A 19,625-nucleotide genomic window follows, 5' to 3' on the forward strand; every position below is an offset into this window, starting at 1 on the left:
GGGCGGTCAGGCGGTGTGCACCTTGCCGATGAGGGGCACGTCGGCGCCGGCAGCCGGCGGGGCGTCCGGCTCGGGGCCTTTGCGGATGGCCTTGAGCATGAGCTTCATCTCCACCACGATCAGCACCGTGTAGATGGCCACGAAGCCCAGCAGCGTGAACAGCACGGTGCTGGCGCCGAGTTCGGACACGGCCACAGCCGTGGGCAGAACACCTTCCACCGCCCAGGGCTGGCGGCCCAGTTCGGCCACGATCCAGCCGGCTTCGGCGGCGATCCAGGGCAAGGGAATCGACCACACCGCCAGCTTGAGCAGCCAGGGGTGGGCATCCAGGCGGCGGCGCGCCGACAGCCAGAAGAACGTGGCCGTGAGCACGATGAAGAACAGCCCCAGGCCGACCATCAGGCGGAAGGACCAGAACAGCGGCGCCACCTGGGGCACGGTGTCCCAGGCCGCCTTCTCGATCTGCGCCTCCGTGGCCTGGCGCGGGTCGTCCACATAGGGCTTGAGCAGCAGGGCGTAGCCCAGCGAACGCCCTTGTGCGTCAAACGCCTGTTGCAGGTCCGACGGGATGGGCACGCCCGCGCCCAGCGCGCGGATCTTCTGCAGCGTGTCGTAGGCCTGCTGGCCTTCGCGGATGCGGCCCTTGGCGGCCGTCACCAGGTCTTCGATGCCGGTGATCTCTTCGGTCAGCGAGCGCGTACCGATGAGGCCCATGACCCAGGGAATGTGCACCGCGTAGTGGGTCTGGCGCGCGGCCTGGTCGGGCAGACCGATGGCGGTGAACGAAGCCGGTGCCGGCTCGGTCTTCCACATGGCTTCGATGGCCGCCAGCTTCATCTTCTGGTGTTCGCTCGTGGCGTAACCGCTTTCATCGCCCAGCACCACCACCGACAGCGCAGCGGCCAGGCCGAACGAAGCCGCCACCGTCATCGAGCGCTTGGCCAGTTCGGTGTGCCGGCCCTTGAGCACGTACCAGGCCGACACGCCCAGCACAAACAGCGCGGCCACGGTGTAGCCGGCCGACACCGTGTGCACGAACTTGGCCTGCGCCACCGGGTTGAACAGCACCTCGTAGAAGCTGTCCACCTCCATGCGCAGGGTCTGCGGGTTGAGCTTGGCGCCCACGGGGTTCTGCATCCAGCCGTTGGCGATCAGGATCCACAGGGCCGAGAAGTTGGTGCCCAGCGCGACCAGCCAGGTCACCACGCAGTGCGCCACCTTGGACATGCGCTCCCAGCCGAAGAAGAACATGCCGACAAAGGTGGCTTCCAGGAAGAAGGCCATCAGCCCTTCGATGGCCAGCGGTGCGCCGAAGATGTCGCCCACGTAGTGGCTGTAGTAGCTCCAGTTCATGCCGAACTGGAACTCCATGACGATGCCTGTGGAGACACCGAGCGCGAAGTTGATGCCGAACAGCACGCCCCAGAATTTGGTCATCTGCCGCCAGATGGGGCGGCCGGTCATCACGTAGACGGTCTCCATGATGGCCAGCAGGATCGACAGCCCGAGCGTGAGCGGTACGAACAGAAAGTGGTAGAGCGCAGTCATCGCGAACTGCAGCCTTGACAGGCCGACGATGTCGAGATCCATGGCAGGTTTCCTTTCGAGGGGATCAGATCGAGAACACAAAAAAATCAGTCAATCGGGCCGCAAGGCCTGCAAGGCAGCGGCAAATCCGGCCGAGCCCCGGCGCAGGTCGTCGACCAGACGGCCCTGCCGGAACACCAGCAGGCGGTCGGCCAGCGCGGCCTCGCGCCGCAGATGGGTGGCGATCAGCAGCGTCCGCCCCTGGGCGTGGGACCGCAGCCGCTGCAACACGTCGCGCGCAATGGGTGGGTCCAGGCCTTCGGTCGGTTCGTCCAGCAACCACAGCGGGGTCGGGCGCAGCAGCAGCCGGGCCAGCGCCAGGCGGCGCATCTGCCCACCCGACAGCCCCAGCCCGCCTTCGCCCAGCGGCGTGTCCAGCCCGTTGGGCAGCGCCCGCACGTCGGCCGCCAGGCCGGCCGCGTCGAGCACCGCCCACAGCCGCTCATCGTGGGCCTGCGGATCGGCCAGCCGCAGGTTGTCGCGCAGGCTGTCCTGAAACAGTTCGGTCCGCTGGGTGAGCCAGGTGCTGGGCAGCGCGCACGCCGTGCCAGCAGACGGCCGCAGCTCGGCCGCGGCCAGCGCCAGCAGGGTGGACTTGCCCGCCCCGCTGGGGCCGATCACCGCCACCTGCTCGCCCACCGCGATGTGCAGACTCAAGGGGTGCAGCGTGGGCTGGTGCACACCGAGGTAGGTGGCGCTGGCCTCGTGCACCACGAGTGCCGCACCGTCGGCAGGCACCGGTTCCGGCGTGGCCGGTGCGCCCTCGCCCGCCTGCAGACGGGGGGCCAGCCGGCGCGCCGCCAGCCAGCTGCGCCCGGCCTCGATGGCGCCGCGCCGCAGCGCGGCAAAGGGCTCCATCGCCGACAGCGTCACCAGCAGGGCCAGCGCCGCGGCCGGGGCGTTCAGGGTGCCACGCCCGGCCAGCACGCCGGCCGCCAGCAGCACCCCCGCCAGAGCCAGGGTGCCCGCCACCGAATAGGCCCAGCCGGCCCGGGTTTCGAGCCGCTGCAGCGCGCGGTCGGCGCGGGCCAGCCGGGCATCGGTCGCGTCCAGTACCGTGCATTGCGCCGCGAGGCGACCGGCCATGGCCAGATCGGTCTGGCCAGACACCAGATCGATGGCGCGCGAGCGCAACCGCTCCAGGGCCACCGCGCGGCGCCAGGCGGCAGACCGCGCCCGGCGCACCACCAGCGCAGCGATGCCCCAGCCCGCCAGCAGCAGCCACAGCGCCAGGGCCAGGCCCAGCCACAGGTCCAGACTGCCCAGCACCCCACCCGCCAGCAGGGCCGCGCCGAACGCGGCCAGCGCCGGCACCAGCAACCGCAGGTAGAAAACTTCAAGCGCATCGACATCGCCCGTCAGGCGGAACAGCAGCCGTGCCGGCTGCCGCAGCAGCGCCCGCGCGGCTTCGGGCTGCGCCCAGCCCCGGAACAGTTGTTCGCGCAGCGCGGCCAGCACGGCCAGCGTGGCGTCGTGGGTGACCAGGCGCTCGGCATACCGCCCGGCCGTGCGCCCCAGGGCCAGCAGCCGGATGGCCGCACTGGGCACGAACACATTGAAAGCCAGCGCACTGGCCGTGGCCAGGCCGGCCAGCGCGGTGGCGGTGATGAACCAGCCCGAGACCCCCAGCAAGGCGATGCCGGCCAGCACCGTCAGCGTGGCCAGCCCGGCCCCGAGCCACAGACGGCCCCGTGCCGCCTGCCCGAACAGGCGAGCCACCGGCTGCAGATCCTTCCAGGCCTTCATGCCACCCTCCGTTCGGGAACCGCCGCGCCGGGGGCTTCGGCGCCGGCCACCAGATCTTCCAGCCGCACGGTGCGGTCCATGCCCGCGGCCAGCGCGGCGTCGTGGGTGGCGACGATCAGCGTGCGGCCCCGGGCAAGCTGCCGCAGGGCCTCGATCACCCGGGCGCGGGTTTCCGGATCGAGGTGTGCGGTCGGCTCGTCGGCCAGCAGCAGGCCGGCGCCGGGCGCCACGGCCGCGCGCGCCAGCGCCAGCCGCACGAGTTCCCCGCCGGAAAGGCCGGCTCCGCCCTCGCCCAGACCGCCCTCGGGCGTCGCCCCGGCCACCGTCTCCAAATGGGCAAACCGCAGCGCCTGGGCCACCGTTTCTCGGGTGGCACCGGGGCGCTGCAAGGCCACGTTGTCGCGCACCGTGCCGGCAAACACGTGGGGCCGCTGCCCGATCCAGGCCATGCCCTCGCGCAGGCCAGGTGCGTGTTCGTCCGTCATCGGCAAACCACCGACGCGCACCTCGCCCGCCGTCAGCGGCAGCAGGCCGGCCAGTGCCGCCAGCAACGTGGTCTTGCCCGCACCGCTGGGGCCCACCAGGGCCACATGCTCGCCGGCGCGCACCTGCAGGCTGACGCCGCGGAACACCACCGCCCCGTCGCCATAGGCCAGCGTCGCATTGCGCACCTCCACCTCGGGAGGCAGCGGGCGCGCACCGCTGGACGCTGAGGCGGCCGGCGCCAGAGCGCCGGGCAAGGCCAGGCCGGGCTGCGCCAGTTGCGCGAGCGAGGCCAGCGCGGCCTCGCCGGCGGCGCGGTCGTGCCAGGCGGCAGCCAGATCGCGCAGGGGTTCAAAAAACGCGGGCGCCAGCATCAGGATGAACAAGCCCTCGCCCAGGCTCAGGCGTGCGCCCCAGGCACCCCCCGGAATCTGGCCGAGCAGATGAAAACCCACATACACCGCCACCAGCGCCACCGCCAGCGCCGAAAACAGCTCCAGCGAGGCCGACGAAAGAAAAGCGATGCGCAGCACGCGCAGGGTGCGCACCCGCAGCGATTCGGCCACCGCGCGCAGGCGCAGCGCGGTCGCGTCGACCGCGCCCAGCGAACGCAGCGTGGACAGGCCACGCAGGCGATCGAGCAGCAGCCCGTTCATCTGGCCCAGCGCCACCATCTGCGCTTCGCTCGCGGCCTGGGCGCGCCAGCCGATGATCGCCATGAACAGCGGGATCAGGGGCATCGCCAGCACAAGGATCAGCGCCGCCACCCACGAGAACCAGGCCACCAGCCCCGCGATGACCAGCGGCACCCACCGCACCCGCCAGCGCGCCGGCTGGAAACGCACCAGCCAGGTCACGACCGCCTCGGCCTGCTCACCAAGCACGCTGGCCGCCAGGCCCGAGGCGGGCCGGTTCCGGTCCAGTGGCGACCGGCTCGCGAGCGCCCGCACGGCCTCGGCCCGCAGCCCATGGACAAAATCGCGCGCCTGGTCGAACACCCGGCGCGCGCCCCAGGCCTCCAGCGTGGCACGCACCAGCCCCAGCAACAGCAGGCCCAGCGCCGGCCCCCACACGGCATCCAGCGCACCGCCATCGGCCAGCCGCTGCACCGCCAGCGCGAGCAAGGCCGCCTGCGGTACCCACAGCAAAGCGGCAGCACCCTGGGCAGAAGCACCCGGCCCCATGGCAGGCGCCTCGGGTTGCGGGAGGGGAAGAGGATCGGAGACCAAAGAACGGCTTTCTGTGAAAGGCAGCAGGCGCAGGGGGGCGGAGAAGAACGGGAAGGGGCCGGCACCATCGCGCCCGCACACGCACTCCGGGGGGATGCGGCGGGGTGAGTGGTCAGCTGGCAGGAGGGGGCGCGCGGCTCGGATGGGATAGCGCGACCACCTTGGTGCGCCCAGGCCCGGCCTTGTACGGCGGACACCCCTCGGCGCCAGCGACGGCCATCCGCCACGCCAAGGCCGGCGGTGGCACGGTGGCGGGCGAGTCCTGCTGGAGGCGGCAGTAGGTGCAGAGGTCCGTAGCGAACTGGTGGGGTCCGGCATCCCCCGGGCCCAGGGTGTCCAGAGCCACCTGCCGGACACCCGGACTCTCGCAAACATCCACCCACACCGTGGCGGCGCGGGCCGGCAGCAGTGCCGCCAGCAGCGGCATGGCCATCCCCCAGATTACAGCCAGCAGCGTGAGCTGGATTACCCGGCGGCGATAGCGGCCCATGATCAGCACAGCATGCCTCCCTCGCCGCGAAACAACACACGCCCCCGCCGTCCGGGAACGGGCCGGGCGACGGGCATCAACCGCTGTGAGCAATAAGAGGAAAAATTGGGCATCCGAATTTTCAATAATTTCTGAAAATTGAGGAAATTATGGATCTGGAAACGGGCACTGACCATCCCCCTTCATCGGCTGGGGTTTTGACGCAGCGAGCTGTCGCGCCCGAGTCACACGACCGGCATTGACAAGCATCAAGCCCCCCTCCATCCGCCATCGCACGCCGGGGCTCGGTAGTCCATGCAGGTCACCGCCCGTTTCGGCACCGGCGGCGGTCTAGACACTTGACAGATGTCAAAGACCGCAGCCTGCCTGGTGCCCGTGGGTTCTTACCGCCTGTTTGATCCGCATCAAAGGCTGCCTAAAATTCAGGAAATTCTGAAAATCCCAAAAGCCCACCGCATGACCCCGACCATTGAAGCCTTCGTCGTTCACTTCGGTGAAATGGGCAGTCGCTGGGGCATCAATCGCACGGTGGGGCAGATCTACGCCCTGCTCTTCGTCTCGGAAACGCCCCTGAACGCCGACGAGATCGGGATGACGCTGGGCATTTCGCGCTCCAACGTGAGCATGGGCCTCAAGGAGCTCGAAGCCTGGCAACTGGTCACACTGTCACGCAAGACCGGTGACCGCCGGGAGTACTACACCACCCTGGGGAGCGTGTGGGACATCTTCAAGGCGGTGGCCGCGGAGCGCCGTCGCCGCGAGGTCGAGCCCACGCTGAGCATGTTGCGCCAGGCCCTGTTGAGCAAACCGTCTGGCAGCGAGGACCGCTACGCTCTGGAACGCATGCAGGAGATGTACCAGCTTGCCGAACAGGCCAACAACTGGTTCGACGAGTTGCAGCGCCTGTCGCCGGAATCCCTGCAGCAACTCATGAGCCTTGGCAGCAAGGTCCAGAAATTCCTGGTCGTGAAGGAGCGCACCCGGAAGGCGTTGCGGGGCCCGCGTGCCTGAGAGCTGGCGAACCGGGCGCCGGCTGCATCGGCGCATAGCTAGGCTGCTTCTGTGGGCCATGATCCTGGGCGCCCTGGCTCCGGCCATCTCCCAAGCCCGCGCAGCGCAGCGGGGTATCGACTGGGTTGACATCTGCACGGATCAGGGTGTCCTGCGCGTCGCCTTACCCGCCGACGACGGCACGCCCACAGCCCCCAAGGCAGCACTCAACGAGCATTGTGGTTATTGCATACTGCAGCACCACACGCCGGTCCTGCCGTCGGCCGCCGCGTTGCTGCCGTTGGCCGGCGCGTTGAATGACCGGGTTCGCGTGGGTGGCGGCCACACCACCGGCTTCAAACGCCTCGAGCGCAAAGCGAATCCCCCACGGGCACCGCCCCGCGCCAGACCTTCTCCCTGAGTCCTGCTTGAGGCCGTCCCACCAGACATGGGATGGGCCTCGCGTCGTCCGTGAACCATTCGGGTCCACGGTCTGGGGTGCTGCGCCATCGCGGCCACGCCCCTGCCCTTTTCATTTTTAGGAGAAACGTATGGACATGCTTGGCATGTACCCGACGTTCTACGTCCCGGCCGTGGGTACGGCCTGGGTTATGGGCATCATCGGTGTGATACACGTCGTGGCGTCCCACACGTCGGTCGGCGCATCGTTTCTGTTTGCGCTGCTGGAAACCAAAGCCTATCGGGAGAACAAGCCGGAGCTGATGAGCTTCATCAAGAAGTACGGCATGTTCCTCCTGGTCTTCTCATACATCATCGGCTCCATCACCGGGCCAGGCATCTGGTACGCCATCACGGTGGCCAGCCCACGCGGCGTGGGGGGCCTGATCCACAACTTCGTCTGGGTCTGGGCGGCCGAGTGGGTCTACTTCACCGTGGAGGTAATCGGCGTCTATGCACTGGTCTACCTGATCGGCAAGGTGGATCCCAAGACGCACCTGAAGCTGACCTGGTCGTTTGCCCTGGCTTCATGGGCCACGATGCTGCTGATCGTCGGCATCCTGTCCTTCATGATGTGGCCGGGCCACGAGAACTGGTACCTCACTGGCTCGACCAACGACGCCTTCTACAACCTCAACTTCTTCGCGCACCTGGGCACGCGCACGGGCTCCATGTTCGTGATGGCTGCGGTCGTGGGCCTCATGGTGGCCAGCCGTATGCAGGATGCGTCGCTGCGCGCCAGCGTGGCCCGCTTCATCGCCCCGGTGGGACTTGTCGGTGGCCTGTTCGCGGTGATGATGTTCCTGTACTACCTGCAGACGCTGCCGAACAACGCCATCGTCATGCTCAACACCCACCTTCTGCCGGTCTATGCCCAGGGCATGGTCGCGGTTTTTGTGGTGTCGACGCTGTGGCTGCTGCTGGCCTGGTGGAAACCGCACCACATCCACACCTCGCTGGCGGTAGCGTTGTTCGCCTTCATTGCGGTGGTGGGCGTCTGGCCCGAAGAGCGCATGCGTGAATCCATGCGCAAGCCGTACGTGGCCGGCCAATACATCTACGGCAACCAAGTGATCGCACGCGACGTACCAGGCAAGGGCATCGAAGGCGAGGTAGACAAGATCGCGGAAAACGGCCTGCTCAAGCTGCACCCGTTCATCCCCGATCGACTGCGAACCGTGACCGACAGCAACCGCCTGGAAGTGGGACGCACGCTGGCGAAGATCGCCTGCGCCAACTGCCATGCGCTGGAATCCGGCGCCCCGCTGCGCAACATCCCGGACAAGTTCCATGGTGCCACGGACGAAGACCTGATCGCCGCGTTCCTGAACGGCCCGCTCAAGCACGGCACCCAGCCCTACATGCCCCGCATCGACCTCCCCGAAGCCGAGGTTCAGGCCATCGCCCACTTCATCGCCACGGTGAACAAGGGCGTGGACATCGACGCGGTTATTGCCGAACAACGCACCTCCGTCGTGGACGCCAGAAAGGACTGACCATGGATATCGGAATCGTCATGAACACCATGCGTGACCCCGCTGGGGTACCCGCGCATCCGGTGCTGTTTCAAGCATTGATGGTCTTCACCTGGGTCTTTCATATCGCCTTTGTGCACCTGACCCTGGGCGCAGCCGGCCTATCGATTTACGCCTTCCACAAACGAGCAGAAAACCCGAATTGGGAAAGACTGTCCATAGCCATGACCAAGGTGGCCAAGGTAGGCGTGTCGTTGCTGATCGTGCTGGGGGTGGCACCTTTGTTGTTCACACAGGTGATCTACGACCCGCAGTGGTACGCATCCAACGTGCTCTCAGGGCGCTGGACCATCGCATTCATCTTTACGTTGATCGTCGCGTACTGCGCCTGGTTCGTCTTCTACTATGCCAACCACGAAGGCGCGAAGCGGCACATCGGTCTGTACGCTTGGGTAGCACTAGGACTGTTCTGCCTCGACGGTCTGATCATGCATGCACTCTCCTACCAGGCCCTGCTGCCTGACGAATGGATGCGGTGGTATGCGCCCGACGGCATGCTCGACACACGAGGTGCAGCGCTGCACGCCATCCAGTGGCCACGCTACCTGTTCATCATGAGCCTGTCGGTGCCCGCAGTCGGTGTCTATCTGATCGCCTATGCCCACTACTTTGCCGTTCGCGAAGACCGCGAACCGGCCTACCGCTCGTTTGCCGTTGCCCTCGGTCGCCAGATCGCCAGTTGGGGGTTTGTACTGTCGGTCATTCCGTTGCTAGCTTGGCAATTCGCCCACCCAATCGGCTCTGGCCTGTCTCGTCACCCCATCGGCTGGCTCCTGGTGGCAACCGTGCTCGCGCTGGCGGTCTGGGTCCGCCGCTTTCCCCAACGCACCCATGGCTATGCGCCGTTGTCGGCCGGATGGGGGTTACTGGCCCTGTTGGCGGTCTGGCGGGAAGTGATCCGCGTGCAATTGCTGCGCCCTTTCGGCTACGACATCACGAGCTACACGGTTCATGCCGACTGGCCCTCCACCGCGCTGTTTTTTGCCACTCTGCTGGGTGTGGGGGGGCTCGTCGGCGGGTTCTACCTCACGCTGCTGTACCGCTCGGGCCGCGTGCAAGGGATCTACAACGCCGAACCCGGCGTCGCCCGACTCGGCAGCGCCGCCGTCGGCATTCTGAGCCTCTGGATCGCCGTGTTCTTCATCTACGGCATCTGGATCTGGGTCCGCAACAGCTTTCTCTGAATCAGGAGTCCCTACATGACATCAACCACAAACACCGCAATCGCCCTTCTTCTGCTCCTGCTGGTCAGCACCGCTTCCCCAGCCAGGGCGCAATTCAGCGGGGTGGCGACCGACATGGGCGCCGGGCAGAAACGGGCTGCGGTCTGCTTTGCCTGCCACAACGCGAACGGCATCTCGAAAATACCCGGTACTCCACATCTGGCCGGCCAGGAACGCGCTTACCTGGAAGCTGCCTTGCACGCCTACAAGGCAGGCACACGACAGAACCCGACCATGAATGCCATGGCTCGCCCCCTGTCGGAGGCCGACATCCGCAACATCGCTGCGTACTACAGCCTGCTGAGCCGGACCCCGGCTCGCTGAGGACTCCTGCGCACGCGCCTTTCGGGGCAGGTGCGCAGGGCCTGAGTCAGGCTCAGGAAACAGCCCGGGTGGTCGCCTCCGCAACGACCGGCGCAGCCACCTGGGGACGCCGTGCGTAGCGCTGGGCCAGCAAGGCGCACACCATCAGCTGCATCTGGTGAAACAGCATCACCGGCAACAGGATCGCGCCCACCTGCGGCGCGGCGAACAGCACCTTGGCCATGGGCGCGCCGCTGGCCAGACTCTTCTTCGAGCCGCAGAACACGATGGTGATTTCGTCCTCCGTCGAGAACCCGCGGCGGCGAGCGACCCAGGTGGTCACCGACAGCACCACTGTCAGCAACAGCGCACAGATGAACAGCAGCGCCAGCAGGGTGACGAGCGAGACGTTCCGCCACAGGCCCTCGATCACGGCCGCGCTGAAGGCGGTGTAGACCACCAGCACGATGGAGCCCTGGTCCACCAGCTTGAGCATGGTCGCGTGGCGCTTGACGAAACCGCCGATCCAGGGCCGCAGCAGATGGCCCGCCACGAAAGGGGCGAGCAGTTGCAGGAAGATGCGGCCAATGGCGTCGAGCGAAGCGCCCGCGTTGCCGCCCGGCACCACCACCAGATTGACCAGCAGCGGGGTGATGAACACGCCCAGCAGCGTCGAGGCCGAGGCGCTGCACACGGCCGCCGGGATGTTGCCACGCGCCATGGACGTGAGTGCGATCGACGACTGGACGGTGGACGGCAGCACGCACAGGTACAACACGCCCACGAACAGGCCAGCCGGCAGCAGCGGTGAAAGCACCGGCTGCAGCGCCAGGCCCAGCAGCGGGAACAGCACGAACGTGGACGCCAGCACCAGCAGGTGTAGCCGCCAATGCGTGATGCCGGCCAGCACCGCCTCGCGCGAAAGCCGCGCGCCGTGCAGGAAGAACAGCAGCGTGATGGCGGCGGTGGTCAGGCCATCGAACACACGGGCCATGACGCCGCTGACCGGCAGAACGCTGGCCAGCACCACCATGCCCACCAGGGTGAGGGTGAAGTTGTCGGGGAGGAATCTTGAACGTGCCATGCCGCGATTGGACGCCAGGTTCCCACCCAAGTGAAATGGATTAATCTGATAAATTCATGATTAACAATCATGAACATCAGCCTCCGCCAGTTGCGCGTCTTCCTTGCCGTTGCCAGCGAGCGCAGCTTCAGCCGCGCCGGCGACCGCATCGGCCTGACCCAGCCCGCCGTCAGCCGCGCCATCCACGAGCTGGAAGCGCAGATGGGCCTGCGCCTGCTCGACCGCAGCACCCGCGAGGTGGCGCTGACCGAGGCCGGGCAGTCCCTCGCAGGGCGCCTGCCGCGGGTGCTGGACGAACTGGACCAAGCCCTGGTCGACGTGCGCGAACTGGGTCAGACCCGGCGCGGGCGGGTGCGCGTGGCCAGCAGTCCCACCATTTCCGCCCATCTCATGCCCGCGTGCATCGCGGCCTGCGCGCAGCGCGAGCCCGACATCGAGCTGATGCTGCTGGACCGCATCCAGCAGGACGTGCTGAGCAGCGTGCGCGCGGGCGAGGTGGATTTCGGCGTCGTGATCGAGCCGCTGGCGCCCGACGACCTGCACGGCGAAACCATCCTGCACGACCCGTTTGTGGCCGTACTGCCGGCCGGCCACCCGCTCGCGGCGCGGCGGCAGTTGCGCTGGCAGGCGCTCGATGGCGTGCCGCTGGTGCTGCTCGACCACGCCTCCGGCAGCCGGCGCCTGATCGATCGCGCCCTGGCCGAACACGGCGCCGAGGGGCGCGTGGTCCAGGAGGTGGGGCACCCCACCACGGTGTTCCGCATGGTCGAAGCCGGCCTGGGGCTGAGCGTGATGCCGGCACTCGCGATGCCGCCGCCGGCGACCCCGGCCGGAGTCGTTGCGCGGCCGCTGACGCCCCGCATCCAGCGCGAAATCGTGATGGTGCACCGGCGCCAGCACTCGCTTTCGCCCCTGGCCACGCGGGTGTGGGCCCTGATTCGCGAAATGGCGGCTCTGCGAAGCCCATCCAACGGCTGAGAGACCCGCTGCGGGCAGGCACGCCAAGCCTGGCGGGTGCCCGCACCGACCGACCGTCTCCGCGGAGCGATTTCCGGTCAGCCGCCCCGCCCAGGCGCCCACGGCAACCTCGGGGCAGGCGGCCGATCAGAGGTGAATGCCGCCGGACGCCTCGATGCGCTGACCATTCACCCAGCCCAGATCGGGGGACAGCAGCGCCGCCATCACATGGCCAATGTCGTCGGGCAGGCCCACGCGGCCCAGCGCCGTCTGGGAAGCAATCAGGCCGTTGATCTGGGCGTTGTCGCGCACCGCGCCACCGCCGAAGTCGGTGGCAATGGCGCCCGGCGCGATGGTGTTCACCGCGATGCGGCGCGGCCCCAATTCCAGCGCGAGATAGCGTGTGAACACCTCGATGCCGCCCTTCATCGCCGCGTAGGCGGCATAGCCCGGCAGGGAAAAGCGCGCCAGACCGGAAGAGACGTTCAGAATGCGCCCTCCGTCGGCGATCAGCGGCAGCAGCGCCTGCGTGAGGAAAAACGTGCCCTTCAGATGCACGCGCACCATGTCGTCGAACTGGGCTTCGGTGGTGGCGGCAATGGCGACGTTGATCCCGGTGCCGGCGTTGTTGAGCAGGTAATCGAACTGTTCGCGCTGCCAGTGGCGGCCCAAGGCGCTGCGCACCGCTTCGGCGAAAGCCGGAAAGCCGGCGCTGTCACCCACATCGAGGGGCAGCGCCACGGCCTGCGCGCCCAGCGCCTGCAGCTCGCGCACCAGCGATTCGGCTTCGGCAGCCTGCTGCCGGTAGGTCACGATCAGGTCGGTGCCGCGGGCGGCGAGTTTCAGGGCGGCGTTGCGGCCCAGCCCGCGGCTGGCGCCGGTGACGAGGGCAATCGGACGGGTGGTCATGGGGTTCCTTTCACAGCCAAAACAAGTCAGAACCCGCAGTCTATTGAAGGCAATAAATCCCATAAAACCCTATGCGATGCCATGACTGTGCATCAAAAAAGCACAATAGACCCATGAAAGACCTCACCGAATCGCTGCGCATCTTCGTGCGTGTGGCCGAGCTGGCCAGCTTCAGCGCAGCGGCCGACCAGTTGGGGCTGCCCCGCACCACCGTGTCGGCGGCCGTGCGTGCCGCCGAAACCGAACTGGGCACCCGGCTGCTGCACCGCACCACCCGCCGGGTGCAGCTGACCCAGGACGGGCAGGCGGCCTACGAGCGGGCGCAGGACCTGCTGGCCGACCTGGACGACCTGCGCGCGCTGTTTCAGGCCGAGCCCGCGACGCTGCGCGGCCGCCTGCGCGTGGACATGCCTCAGCCGATCGCGCACGACCTCGTGCTGCCGGCCCTGCCCGCCTTCCTGCGCGCACACCCGGGGCTGGAGATCGAACTGTCGTCGGTCGACCGGCGTGTCGATCTGGTGCGCGAAGGCTTCGACTGCGTGCTGCGTGTGGGCCGCATGAGCGACTCCAGCCTGGTCGCCCGTCCGATCGGCCACTACCGCATGGTCAATGTGGCCAGCCCCGCCTACCTCGAAGAGCGGGGCCTGCCGACCACCCTGGCCGATCTGGGCCAGCACCAGTTGGTGCACTACGTGCCCAACCTCGGCGCACGCACCGGCGGGTTCGAGTATGGGGATGCGGAGGGCGAACTGCGCACCCTGCCCATGGCCGGCGCGCTCACCGTCAACACCACCGCCGCTTATGCCGCCGCGGCCCTGGCCGGGTTGGGCATCATCCAGGTGCCCGAAGCGGGCGTGCGCGCCCACCTGCAGTCAGGTCGCCTGATCGAGATCCTGCCCACCTGGCGCGCGGCGCCCATGCCGGTGTCCATCGTGTACGCGCACCGGCGGCAGTTGCCCCGGCGCGTGCAGGTGTTCATGCACTGGCTCGCCGACCTGATAGCGCCCCGGCTGCAAAGCTGACACAGCCAGCCGCCACCGCGCAGGCGTGCACTGATCCTCAGCCGCGCAGCAACGCACCGCGCACGTGGACCGCATCGTCGAGCGCGCCCACCAGCGTGTCGCAGGCCGCATCGTCAAAGGGCAGCGACAGGGCGATGAAGCCGCGGAAGGCCAGGTAGACGCCACGTTCCAGCAGGTCGAAAAACAGCAGCTCGCGCAGGGCGTGGTTCGCGCCCGCCAGATCGGCAGGCCGGCGCACGGGCCCCGGCAGGCCGTGCAGGTTCATGACCGAGCCCACACCGGCGAAGTGCGCGGGCACACCGGCCGTGGCCAGCACGGTATTCAGGCGCTCGCGCAAGCGGTCGCCGCGTTGGTTCAGGTCGTTCAGCGCCTGCGGCGTGAGCACCTGCTCCAGCCCGGCCAGCCCTGCGGCCATCGACAGCACGTTGTTGTTGAAGGTGCCGGCGTGCCCCAGTGCCCCGGGCTGACGCGGATCGAAACGCGTCATGAGGTCGGCACGCCCGCCAAACGCCCCGAACGACAGCCCCCCGCCGAAATACTTGCCCAGCAGGGTGAGGTCGGGCGTGAGCCCCACCACCGCCTGCAGCCCGCCCGGTGACAGGCGCGAGGTCTGGATTTCGTCGAGGATGAACACGGCGCCGCACCGGGTGGCCAGGGCGCGCAGACCGTGCAGGAAGTCGGGATCGCCGGGAATGCAGCCGCCCGCGCCCAGCACCGGTTCCACAACGATCGCCGCCAGCTCGGGGCCATGGGCCTCTACCAGCGCGGCCACGGCCGGCAGGTCGTTGTAGGGCGCGACCACATACGGATGCGGCAGATTGATCGGCGAGCCCCCGCCACCAAAGCTCAGCACGCCGCCGTGGTACGCGCCGTCGAACACCAGCACCTTCCGGCGGCCGGTGTGCACCTGGGCCAGGGCGATGGCCAGCATGCTCGCTTCGGTGCCCGAATTGGTGAAGCGCATGAGCGCCATCGAGGGGAAACGCCGGTGGATCTCGGCCGCCAGGTCCGCCTCGCGGCGGGTGTGCGACGAGAGCGTCAGGCCATCGGCCAGCGCCCCGGTGATGGCCTGCCGGATCACCGGATTCGAATGCCCGTAGAGCCCGGCGGTGAACTCGCCCAGCGCGTCGATATAGCCATGCCCGTCGGCATCCCAGAGCCGGCAGCCCTCGCCGCGCACCATGGTCAGCGGAAACGGCGGAAAGAACAGCACGCTGCGCGTATTGCCCCCGGGCAGGTGGGCAGCCGCGCCAGCCAATTGCCGTTCGCTGGCAGGGTTGCGCGCGCGGTAGCGGGCACGGGCGTCTTCCAGGGCGTTGGCGAGATTCATGGCGGCTCCTTGGGCGCTTTCAGAAGGTTCCTGTACAGTGTACAGGACCATGCAGAAACACATGCCCCCTTCCGGCAAAGGCACTGGCACCCATACCGATGGCCTGTCGCGCGATGCCGTGCTGAACGCCGCGCTCGCCCTGATCGACCGCAAGGGTGTGAACGCCTTCAGCGTGCGCGACCTGGCCCGCGAACTGGGCGTCTACCCCACCGCCCTGTACTGGCACGTGCCGGGCCGCAACGCGCTGATCGCCGGTGCCGTGGCCCTGGCCCTGCGCGACCTCACGCCGCGCCGCATGCCGCCGGACTGGCAGGCCGGCGTGCGCGATCTGCTGCGCCGCTACCGCCAGGCGGTGCGCGCGCATCCGCACATTGCCCCGGTGCTGGGTGCGCAACTGGTGTCCAACGAAAGCATGCCGCCCGAACTGATGGAGCACATCCTGGCGCTGCTGGTGCGCGCCGGTTTCGAAGGCGCACCTCTGCGCCACGCCTACAACACGCTGATCGCCGCGATGGTGGGCTTTGTCACGCTGGAATTGGCTCCCCTGCCCGACGAAGACGCCGACGCCTGGGCCGATGCGCACCGCCAACGCATGCAAGCCATCGACCCCGCCAGGCACCCGCTGCTGGCGCGCGAAATGGGGCGCCTGCGCCAGGGTGCTTTTGTGGTGCGCGCCACCAGTGGCACGCAGGCGCCGCTGGACAGCAGCTTTCGGTTCTGGACCGAAACCGTGGTGCAGGGGTTGGCGGCGATGCGCGCGCCGCCGTCCGGTGGCACGTAGAATCGCGGCCCGCCTTTTTGGGCCCTACACACCATGCACTACTCCGTTTCGCACCACAAACTCAAGCTCATCCTCTCCGGCCAAGGCATCCAGACCGGCGACGCCGCCGCCATCGACCGGCTCTTCGGCGGCCGCGACGGCTACTACTGGTACGGCACCCTGCGCGACATGTGTCCCGAAGGCAAGACCCTGTCGTGGGAGAACCAGTACGCCATGGTCAACGCCATCCAGGCGCACGAAAACGCCACCGCCGCCGAAGACGAAATGCCGCCCGAAAAGCCCACCGCGGCGCACATCGCGGCCATCTCCAAGCTGCTGGCCGATCCGGTCTGACCCCGCACCGCCCGCCGCTCAGTGGCGGCCCGCGCGCAGCGTGGCCGCCGGCAGTTCGCCGAAGCGCTCGCGGTACAGCCGGGCAAAGTGCCCCAGGTGGGTGAAGCCCCAATCGGCAGCAACCGACTGCACGGTCGCCGGCGCTGTCGCCATCGACAGCTCGGCACGCACCCCTTGCAGCCGCGCTTCCCGCAGCGCCGCCATCGGCGTGCAGTCGCGGTAGGCGCGAAAGGCCTGGCTCAGCGAACGCACGCTCACCCCGGCCGCGGCGGCCAGTTCACCCAGGGTCGGCGCGTACCGCGCGTGCTCGCGGATGTACCGCTCGGCGGCCAGCACCTGCCGCGGCGCCGGCCGGTAGGCAGAGCCCGGGGCGGGGCCGTCGATCTGCTGGCGCCACTGCGTGAGCAGGTGCACACCAACCATCTCTTCCAGATGCCGCCCCAGCGGCCCCTCGCCCACCGCGTCCGGCATGTGCGTGACGCACTGGCAGACATACCCCAGCAAGGCCATCCAGGGTGAGCCCGGCCCGCCGCCGATCCGGAAGCTGTGCCGCCACAGCCGCTCGTCGGCCGGGGCGCCAAACCAGCGCTGGTGCAGATCGGCCAGCGCGTCGTGCTGGAACGTGAGGTTGACCTGCAGGTGGCGTTCGTCGAAATCCACCCAGTAGCTGGCGCGCGAGTTGTCGACCACGAACGCGTCACCCAGACCCGCGTCGCTGTAGGAGCGCGCACCGCTCCAGTGGCGCGCCGCACCACCGAGCGTGGTCAGCACCATGCCCATGCCGGCTTCGGGCGAAAAATCCCGGATGTTGACCGGAATGCCGTATTTGAAGCGGCTGAGCGTGAAGTGGCCGATGCGGGTGGCGTCCAGCACCGAGTCGGGCCGGCGCACCGGGCCGATCGGCGTGACGCTGTAGGGCATGTAGACCTGATCGGACCACAGGCGGATGGCGTCCCAGTCGCACGACGCAACCAGGCGGTGGTGTTCGCTGGGCCGACCCTGCGCGTCCTGCACCAGCACATGGCGGATGGCATCCATGGGCTTGTTGTCTCCATCGCCGGCGTGGCGGCGCACCGGGCACGCGCCCCGGTGCGTCCGCCCGCCGTGTCAGCGGTGATGGTAGACGGCGGTCTCGAATTCCACAAACCCCGGGTACGACACCGCGTCCTGGAACGGCAGGATCTGCGTCGCCCAGTAGCCGCCGACGCCGCTGTCCCGGTCGATCCAGTAGTAACAATTGGCCAGGCCGGCCCACATCAGCGACCCCGCAGACCGGCCACTGGGTGTGGCTTCGCGGTTGGTCATGAAGCTGTAGCCCCAGCCCTTGTCGGTGCCGGGGAAGAACTCGCCGCTGTTGCTCAGCGACGGGATGGAGCCGGTCCAGCCACCGACCGCCAGCCCCATCTCGGCCAGGCCGTCGCGCGCCAGCGCGGCCACCGTTTCGGGGCGCAGCACGCGGCCGTGCGCGCCCTGGCCGTCGTTGAGCACCATGCGGATGAACTTCATGTATTCACCGACCGTGCCGTACAGGCCATGGCCGCCGCAATCCATCGCTGGCGGCTGCGGCAGCACCAGGTCGGGCAGCGGCGTGAGGCGGCCGTCGGCGGCGCGGTCGTGGATGGTCACGCGGCGCTGTGCCATCGCCGGGCTCAGGGTGAAGCCGATGTCCTGCATGCCCAGCGGCTCGAACAGCCGTTCGCGCATCACCTCGCCCAGGCGCTGGCCACGCAGGCGCTCCACGATGCGGCCGACCCAGTCGATGTTCACCCCGTAGGTCCAGGCCTCCCCCGGGTCGTGCAGCAGCACCGTGCGCACGGCGTCGAAGGTGCACGACACCACGGTGGGAATGCCCAGGGCGGTGCGGTACTTCAGGTCGTCGGGGCTGAAGAATTCATAGCCCAGGCCGGAGGCGTGCAGCATCAGGTCGTTGACGGTGATGCGCCGCCTGGGGGCCCGGGTGCGCGGCGAACCGTCGGCATCGAAGCCTTCCAGCACCTGCAGGGCATCGAGCTCCGGCGCGTAGGCACCGGCCGGGTCGTCGAGCCGGAGCTGCCCCTCTTCGACCAGTTGCATCAGGCACACACCGGCCATGGCCTTGGTGGTGGAAAACAGCGCAAACACCGCGTCGGTGTCCATCGCCACGTCGCGGCCCAGTTCGCGCACACCGGCCGCCCCTTCGTAGAAATTGGCGTAACGGTCGGTGGCCATCGCCACCACGCCGGGTGCGCCACCGTGGCGACCCACTGTCTGTGCAAGCACCGCATCCAATGCGGTTTTCATCTTGGCCATGGTCATGGCATGTCTCCTTCGCGCGGCTGTCGGACGGCTCGCAGCGGGCCGCGGCTCCCCGCTTCACGAGTGCGGGCCAGTCTAGGCACGCCAGCGCGCCAGCCCCATCCGGATCCGGCATGCGCCTGTCCGGATCCGGCAATCAATTCGCCCGGCGGGGCAGCGCAGCGCCGCCGCACCGCGGGGAACAACACGCCGGCGCACAGCCTCTATCCTTGGCCCTTGTGTGAACACCGCCCACGGCCCCGGCCCTCTGGCGCGCATCCCCCCCTCGCGACCGCATGCAGAACATGAAAAACCTCCTGCCCGACTGGGCCCACCCCTGGATCGATGTCATCACGCTGGGCCTGCAGATCGCCCTGATCGTGTTCGCCGCGCTGCTGCTGCGCGCGCTGCTGAACCGCTTCATCAACCGGCTCGGTGCCGACAAGCACCTGCCGCTGGAGATGGTGGTCGGCAGCCGGCGCCTGAGCAGCGTGCTCATCTTCGGCGCGGCCCTGCTGCTGGTGCTGGACCGCCTGGGGGTTTCGGGCATGGTGCTGTGGACCGCCTTCACCGGCTTCGCCGCGGTGGCGGCAGTGGCCTTTTTTGCCGCCTGGAGCGTGCTGTCCAACATCTTCTGTGCGCTGCTGATCTACACCACGCGCCCCTTCGGGCTGCACGATCACGTCGAGTTGCTGGAAAGCGGCGACAAGCCGGGCCTGGGCGGCGAGGTGATGGACATCAACCTCATCTACACCACGCTCAAGGAGCTGCCGCCCGAAGGCGGCGAGCCCTCGTGGCTGCGTGTCCCCAACAGCCTGTTCTTCCAGCGCATGATGCGGCTGCGCACCAAGGAGCCAGTGGTGCGCTCGCTGCTGGACTGAAGCCGCCGG

At 68.3% G+C, this 19,625-nt stretch carries 19 protein-coding genes; 10 read left to right on the top strand and 9 right to left on the bottom strand.

All coding sequences use genetic code 11. From position 1 onward, the window contains the following. Nucleotides 1–6: 6 nt before the first annotated feature. The 4 genes from L0977_RS05375 to L0977_RS05390 all read right to left on the bottom strand — a co-directional run bounded on the left by L0977_RS05375 (nucleotide 7) and on the right by L0977_RS05390 (nucleotide 5,535). Nucleotides 7–1,590: a cytochrome ubiquinol oxidase subunit I gene (locus tag L0977_RS05375; RefSeq protein ID WP_234263785.1), complete on the bottom strand. Its 1,584-nt coding sequence runs from the start codon at nucleotides 1,588–1,590 to the stop codon at nucleotides 7–9. Nucleotides 1,591–1,638: 48 nt separating this feature from the next. Further along, a complete protein-coding gene (locus tag L0977_RS05380; RefSeq protein WP_234263787.1) occupies nucleotides 1,639–3,333 on the bottom strand; it encodes an amino acid ABC transporter ATP-binding/permease protein in 1,695 nt (564 codons plus the stop codon). After that, the gene (cydD, locus tag L0977_RS05385; protein ID WP_234263789.1) at nucleotides 3,330–5,000 is read right to left on the bottom strand and encodes a thiol reductant ABC exporter subunit CydD; all 1,671 of its coding nucleotides are present in this window, start codon (nucleotides 4,998–5,000) and stop codon (nucleotides 3,330–3,332) included. Before cydD ends, L0977_RS05380 begins: the two co-directional genes overlap by 4 nt. Nucleotides 5,001–5,157: 157 nt before the next feature. After that, the gene (locus L0977_RS05390; RefSeq protein WP_234263791.1) at nucleotides 5,158–5,535 is read right to left on the bottom strand and encodes a DUF2946 family protein; all 378 of its coding nucleotides are present in this window, start codon (nucleotides 5,533–5,535) and stop codon (nucleotides 5,158–5,160) included. Nucleotides 5,536–5,991: 456 nt separating this feature from the next. Between L0977_RS05390 and L0977_RS05395 the strand changes: the two genes are divergently transcribed. The 5 genes from L0977_RS05395 (at nucleotide 5,992) to L0977_RS05415 (ending at nucleotide 10,066) form a co-directional block, all read left to right on the top strand. After that, entirely contained in the window at nucleotides 5,992–6,546 is a 555-nt protein-coding gene (locus tag L0977_RS05395) for a GbsR/MarR family transcriptional regulator (protein WP_234263793.1), read from the top strand. Further along, nucleotides 6,539–6,946, top strand: coding sequence for a DUF2946 domain-containing protein (locus tag L0977_RS05400; protein ID WP_326491049.1), 408 nt, complete (start codon nucleotides 6,539–6,541; stop codon nucleotides 6,944–6,946). Before L0977_RS05395 ends, L0977_RS05400 begins: the two co-directional genes overlap by 8 nt. A 130-nt stretch (nucleotides 6,947–7,076) precedes the next feature. Next, entirely contained in the window at nucleotides 7,077–8,480 is a 1,404-nt protein-coding gene (locus tag L0977_RS05405) for a c-type cytochrome (protein ID WP_234263797.1), read from the top strand. A gap of 2 nt (nucleotides 8,481–8,482) precedes the next feature. Continuing rightward, nucleotides 8,483–9,703 (top strand): hypothetical protein, encoded by a 1,221-nt coding sequence (locus L0977_RS05410; protein ID WP_234263799.1) that lies wholly within the window; start codon nucleotides 8,483–8,485, stop codon nucleotides 9,701–9,703. A gap of 15 nt (nucleotides 9,704–9,718) precedes the next feature. After that, complete coding sequence (locus L0977_RS05415) at nucleotides 9,719–10,066, top strand: c-type cytochrome (protein ID WP_234263800.1); 348 nt, start codon at nucleotides 9,719–9,721, stop codon at nucleotides 10,064–10,066. Nucleotides 10,067–10,118: 52 nt separating this feature from the next. Here L0977_RS05415 and L0977_RS05420 read toward each other — a convergent pair whose 3' ends face one another. After that, nucleotides 10,119–11,129 carry a bile acid:sodium symporter family protein gene (locus L0977_RS05420; RefSeq protein ID WP_234263801.1) on the bottom strand — a complete coding sequence of 337 codons (1,011 nt, stop codon included), beginning with the start codon at nucleotides 11,127–11,129 and terminating at the stop codon, nucleotides 10,119–10,121. A gap of 69 nt (nucleotides 11,130–11,198) precedes the next feature. Between L0977_RS05420 and L0977_RS05425 the strand changes: the two genes are divergently transcribed. Then, nucleotides 11,199–12,107, top strand: coding sequence for a LysR family transcriptional regulator (locus tag L0977_RS05425; RefSeq protein WP_234263802.1), 909 nt, complete (start codon nucleotides 11,199–11,201; stop codon nucleotides 12,105–12,107). A 126-nt stretch (nucleotides 12,108–12,233) separates the two neighbouring features. Here L0977_RS05425 and L0977_RS05430 read toward each other — a convergent pair whose 3' ends face one another. Continuing rightward, nucleotides 12,234–12,995 (bottom strand): SDR family NAD(P)-dependent oxidoreductase, encoded by a 762-nt coding sequence (locus tag L0977_RS05430; RefSeq protein ID WP_234263803.1) that lies wholly within the window; start codon nucleotides 12,993–12,995, stop codon nucleotides 12,234–12,236. A gap of 113 nt (nucleotides 12,996–13,108) precedes the next feature. On the opposite strand from L0977_RS05430, the gene L0977_RS05435 reads away from it, so the two are divergent. Beyond that, a complete protein-coding gene (locus L0977_RS05435; protein WP_234263804.1) occupies nucleotides 13,109–14,017 on the top strand; it encodes a LysR family transcriptional regulator in 909 nt (302 codons plus the stop codon). A 37-nt stretch (nucleotides 14,018–14,054) separates the two neighbouring features. Here the strand turns inward: L0977_RS05435 and L0977_RS05440 are convergent, their stop codons facing one another. Continuing rightward, a complete protein-coding gene (locus L0977_RS05440) occupies nucleotides 14,055–15,347 on the bottom strand; it encodes an aspartate aminotransferase family protein (protein ID WP_234263805.1) in 1,293 nt (430 codons plus the stop codon). Nucleotides 15,348–15,408: 61 nt separating this feature from the next. Here L0977_RS05440 and L0977_RS05445 point away from each other — a divergent pair, with 61 nt between their 5' ends. Both L0977_RS05445 and L0977_RS05450 read left to right on the top strand, forming a co-directional pair. Next, nucleotides 15,409–16,128, top strand: a complete 720-nt coding sequence (locus L0977_RS05445) for a TetR/AcrR family transcriptional regulator (protein ID WP_234263806.1) — start codon at nucleotides 15,409–15,411, stop codon at nucleotides 16,126–16,128. A 33-nt stretch (nucleotides 16,129–16,161) separates the two neighbouring features. Further along, nucleotides 16,162–16,461: a hypothetical protein gene (locus tag L0977_RS05450; protein ID WP_234263808.1), complete on the top strand. Its 300-nt coding sequence runs from the start codon at nucleotides 16,162–16,164 to the stop codon at nucleotides 16,459–16,461. Between the two features lie 18 nt (nucleotides 16,462–16,479). On the opposite strand, the gene L0977_RS05455 is transcribed toward L0977_RS05450, so the two are convergent. Both L0977_RS05455 and L0977_RS05460 read right to left on the bottom strand, forming a co-directional pair. Then, nucleotides 16,480–17,499 (bottom strand): AraC family transcriptional regulator, encoded by a 1,020-nt coding sequence (locus L0977_RS05455; protein ID WP_234263810.1) that lies wholly within the window; start codon nucleotides 17,497–17,499, stop codon nucleotides 16,480–16,482. A gap of 69 nt (nucleotides 17,500–17,568) precedes the next feature. Continuing rightward, nucleotides 17,569–18,756, bottom strand: coding sequence for a serine hydrolase domain-containing protein (locus tag L0977_RS05460; protein ID WP_234263811.1), 1,188 nt, complete (start codon nucleotides 18,754–18,756; stop codon nucleotides 17,569–17,571). A gap of 284 nt (nucleotides 18,757–19,040) precedes the next feature. Between L0977_RS05460 and L0977_RS05465 the strand changes: the two genes are divergently transcribed. Continuing rightward, nucleotides 19,041–19,616, top strand: coding sequence for a mechanosensitive ion channel family protein (locus tag L0977_RS05465; protein ID WP_234263812.1), 576 nt, complete (start codon nucleotides 19,041–19,043; stop codon nucleotides 19,614–19,616). The last annotated feature ends 9 nt before the right edge of the window (nucleotides 19,617–19,625 follow it).

This window comes from Hydrogenophaga sp. NFH-34, from assembly GCF_021401345.1.
Taxonomy (GTDB): Bacteria; Pseudomonadota; Gammaproteobacteria; order Burkholderiales; family Burkholderiaceae_C; genus Hydrogenophaga; species Hydrogenophaga electricum.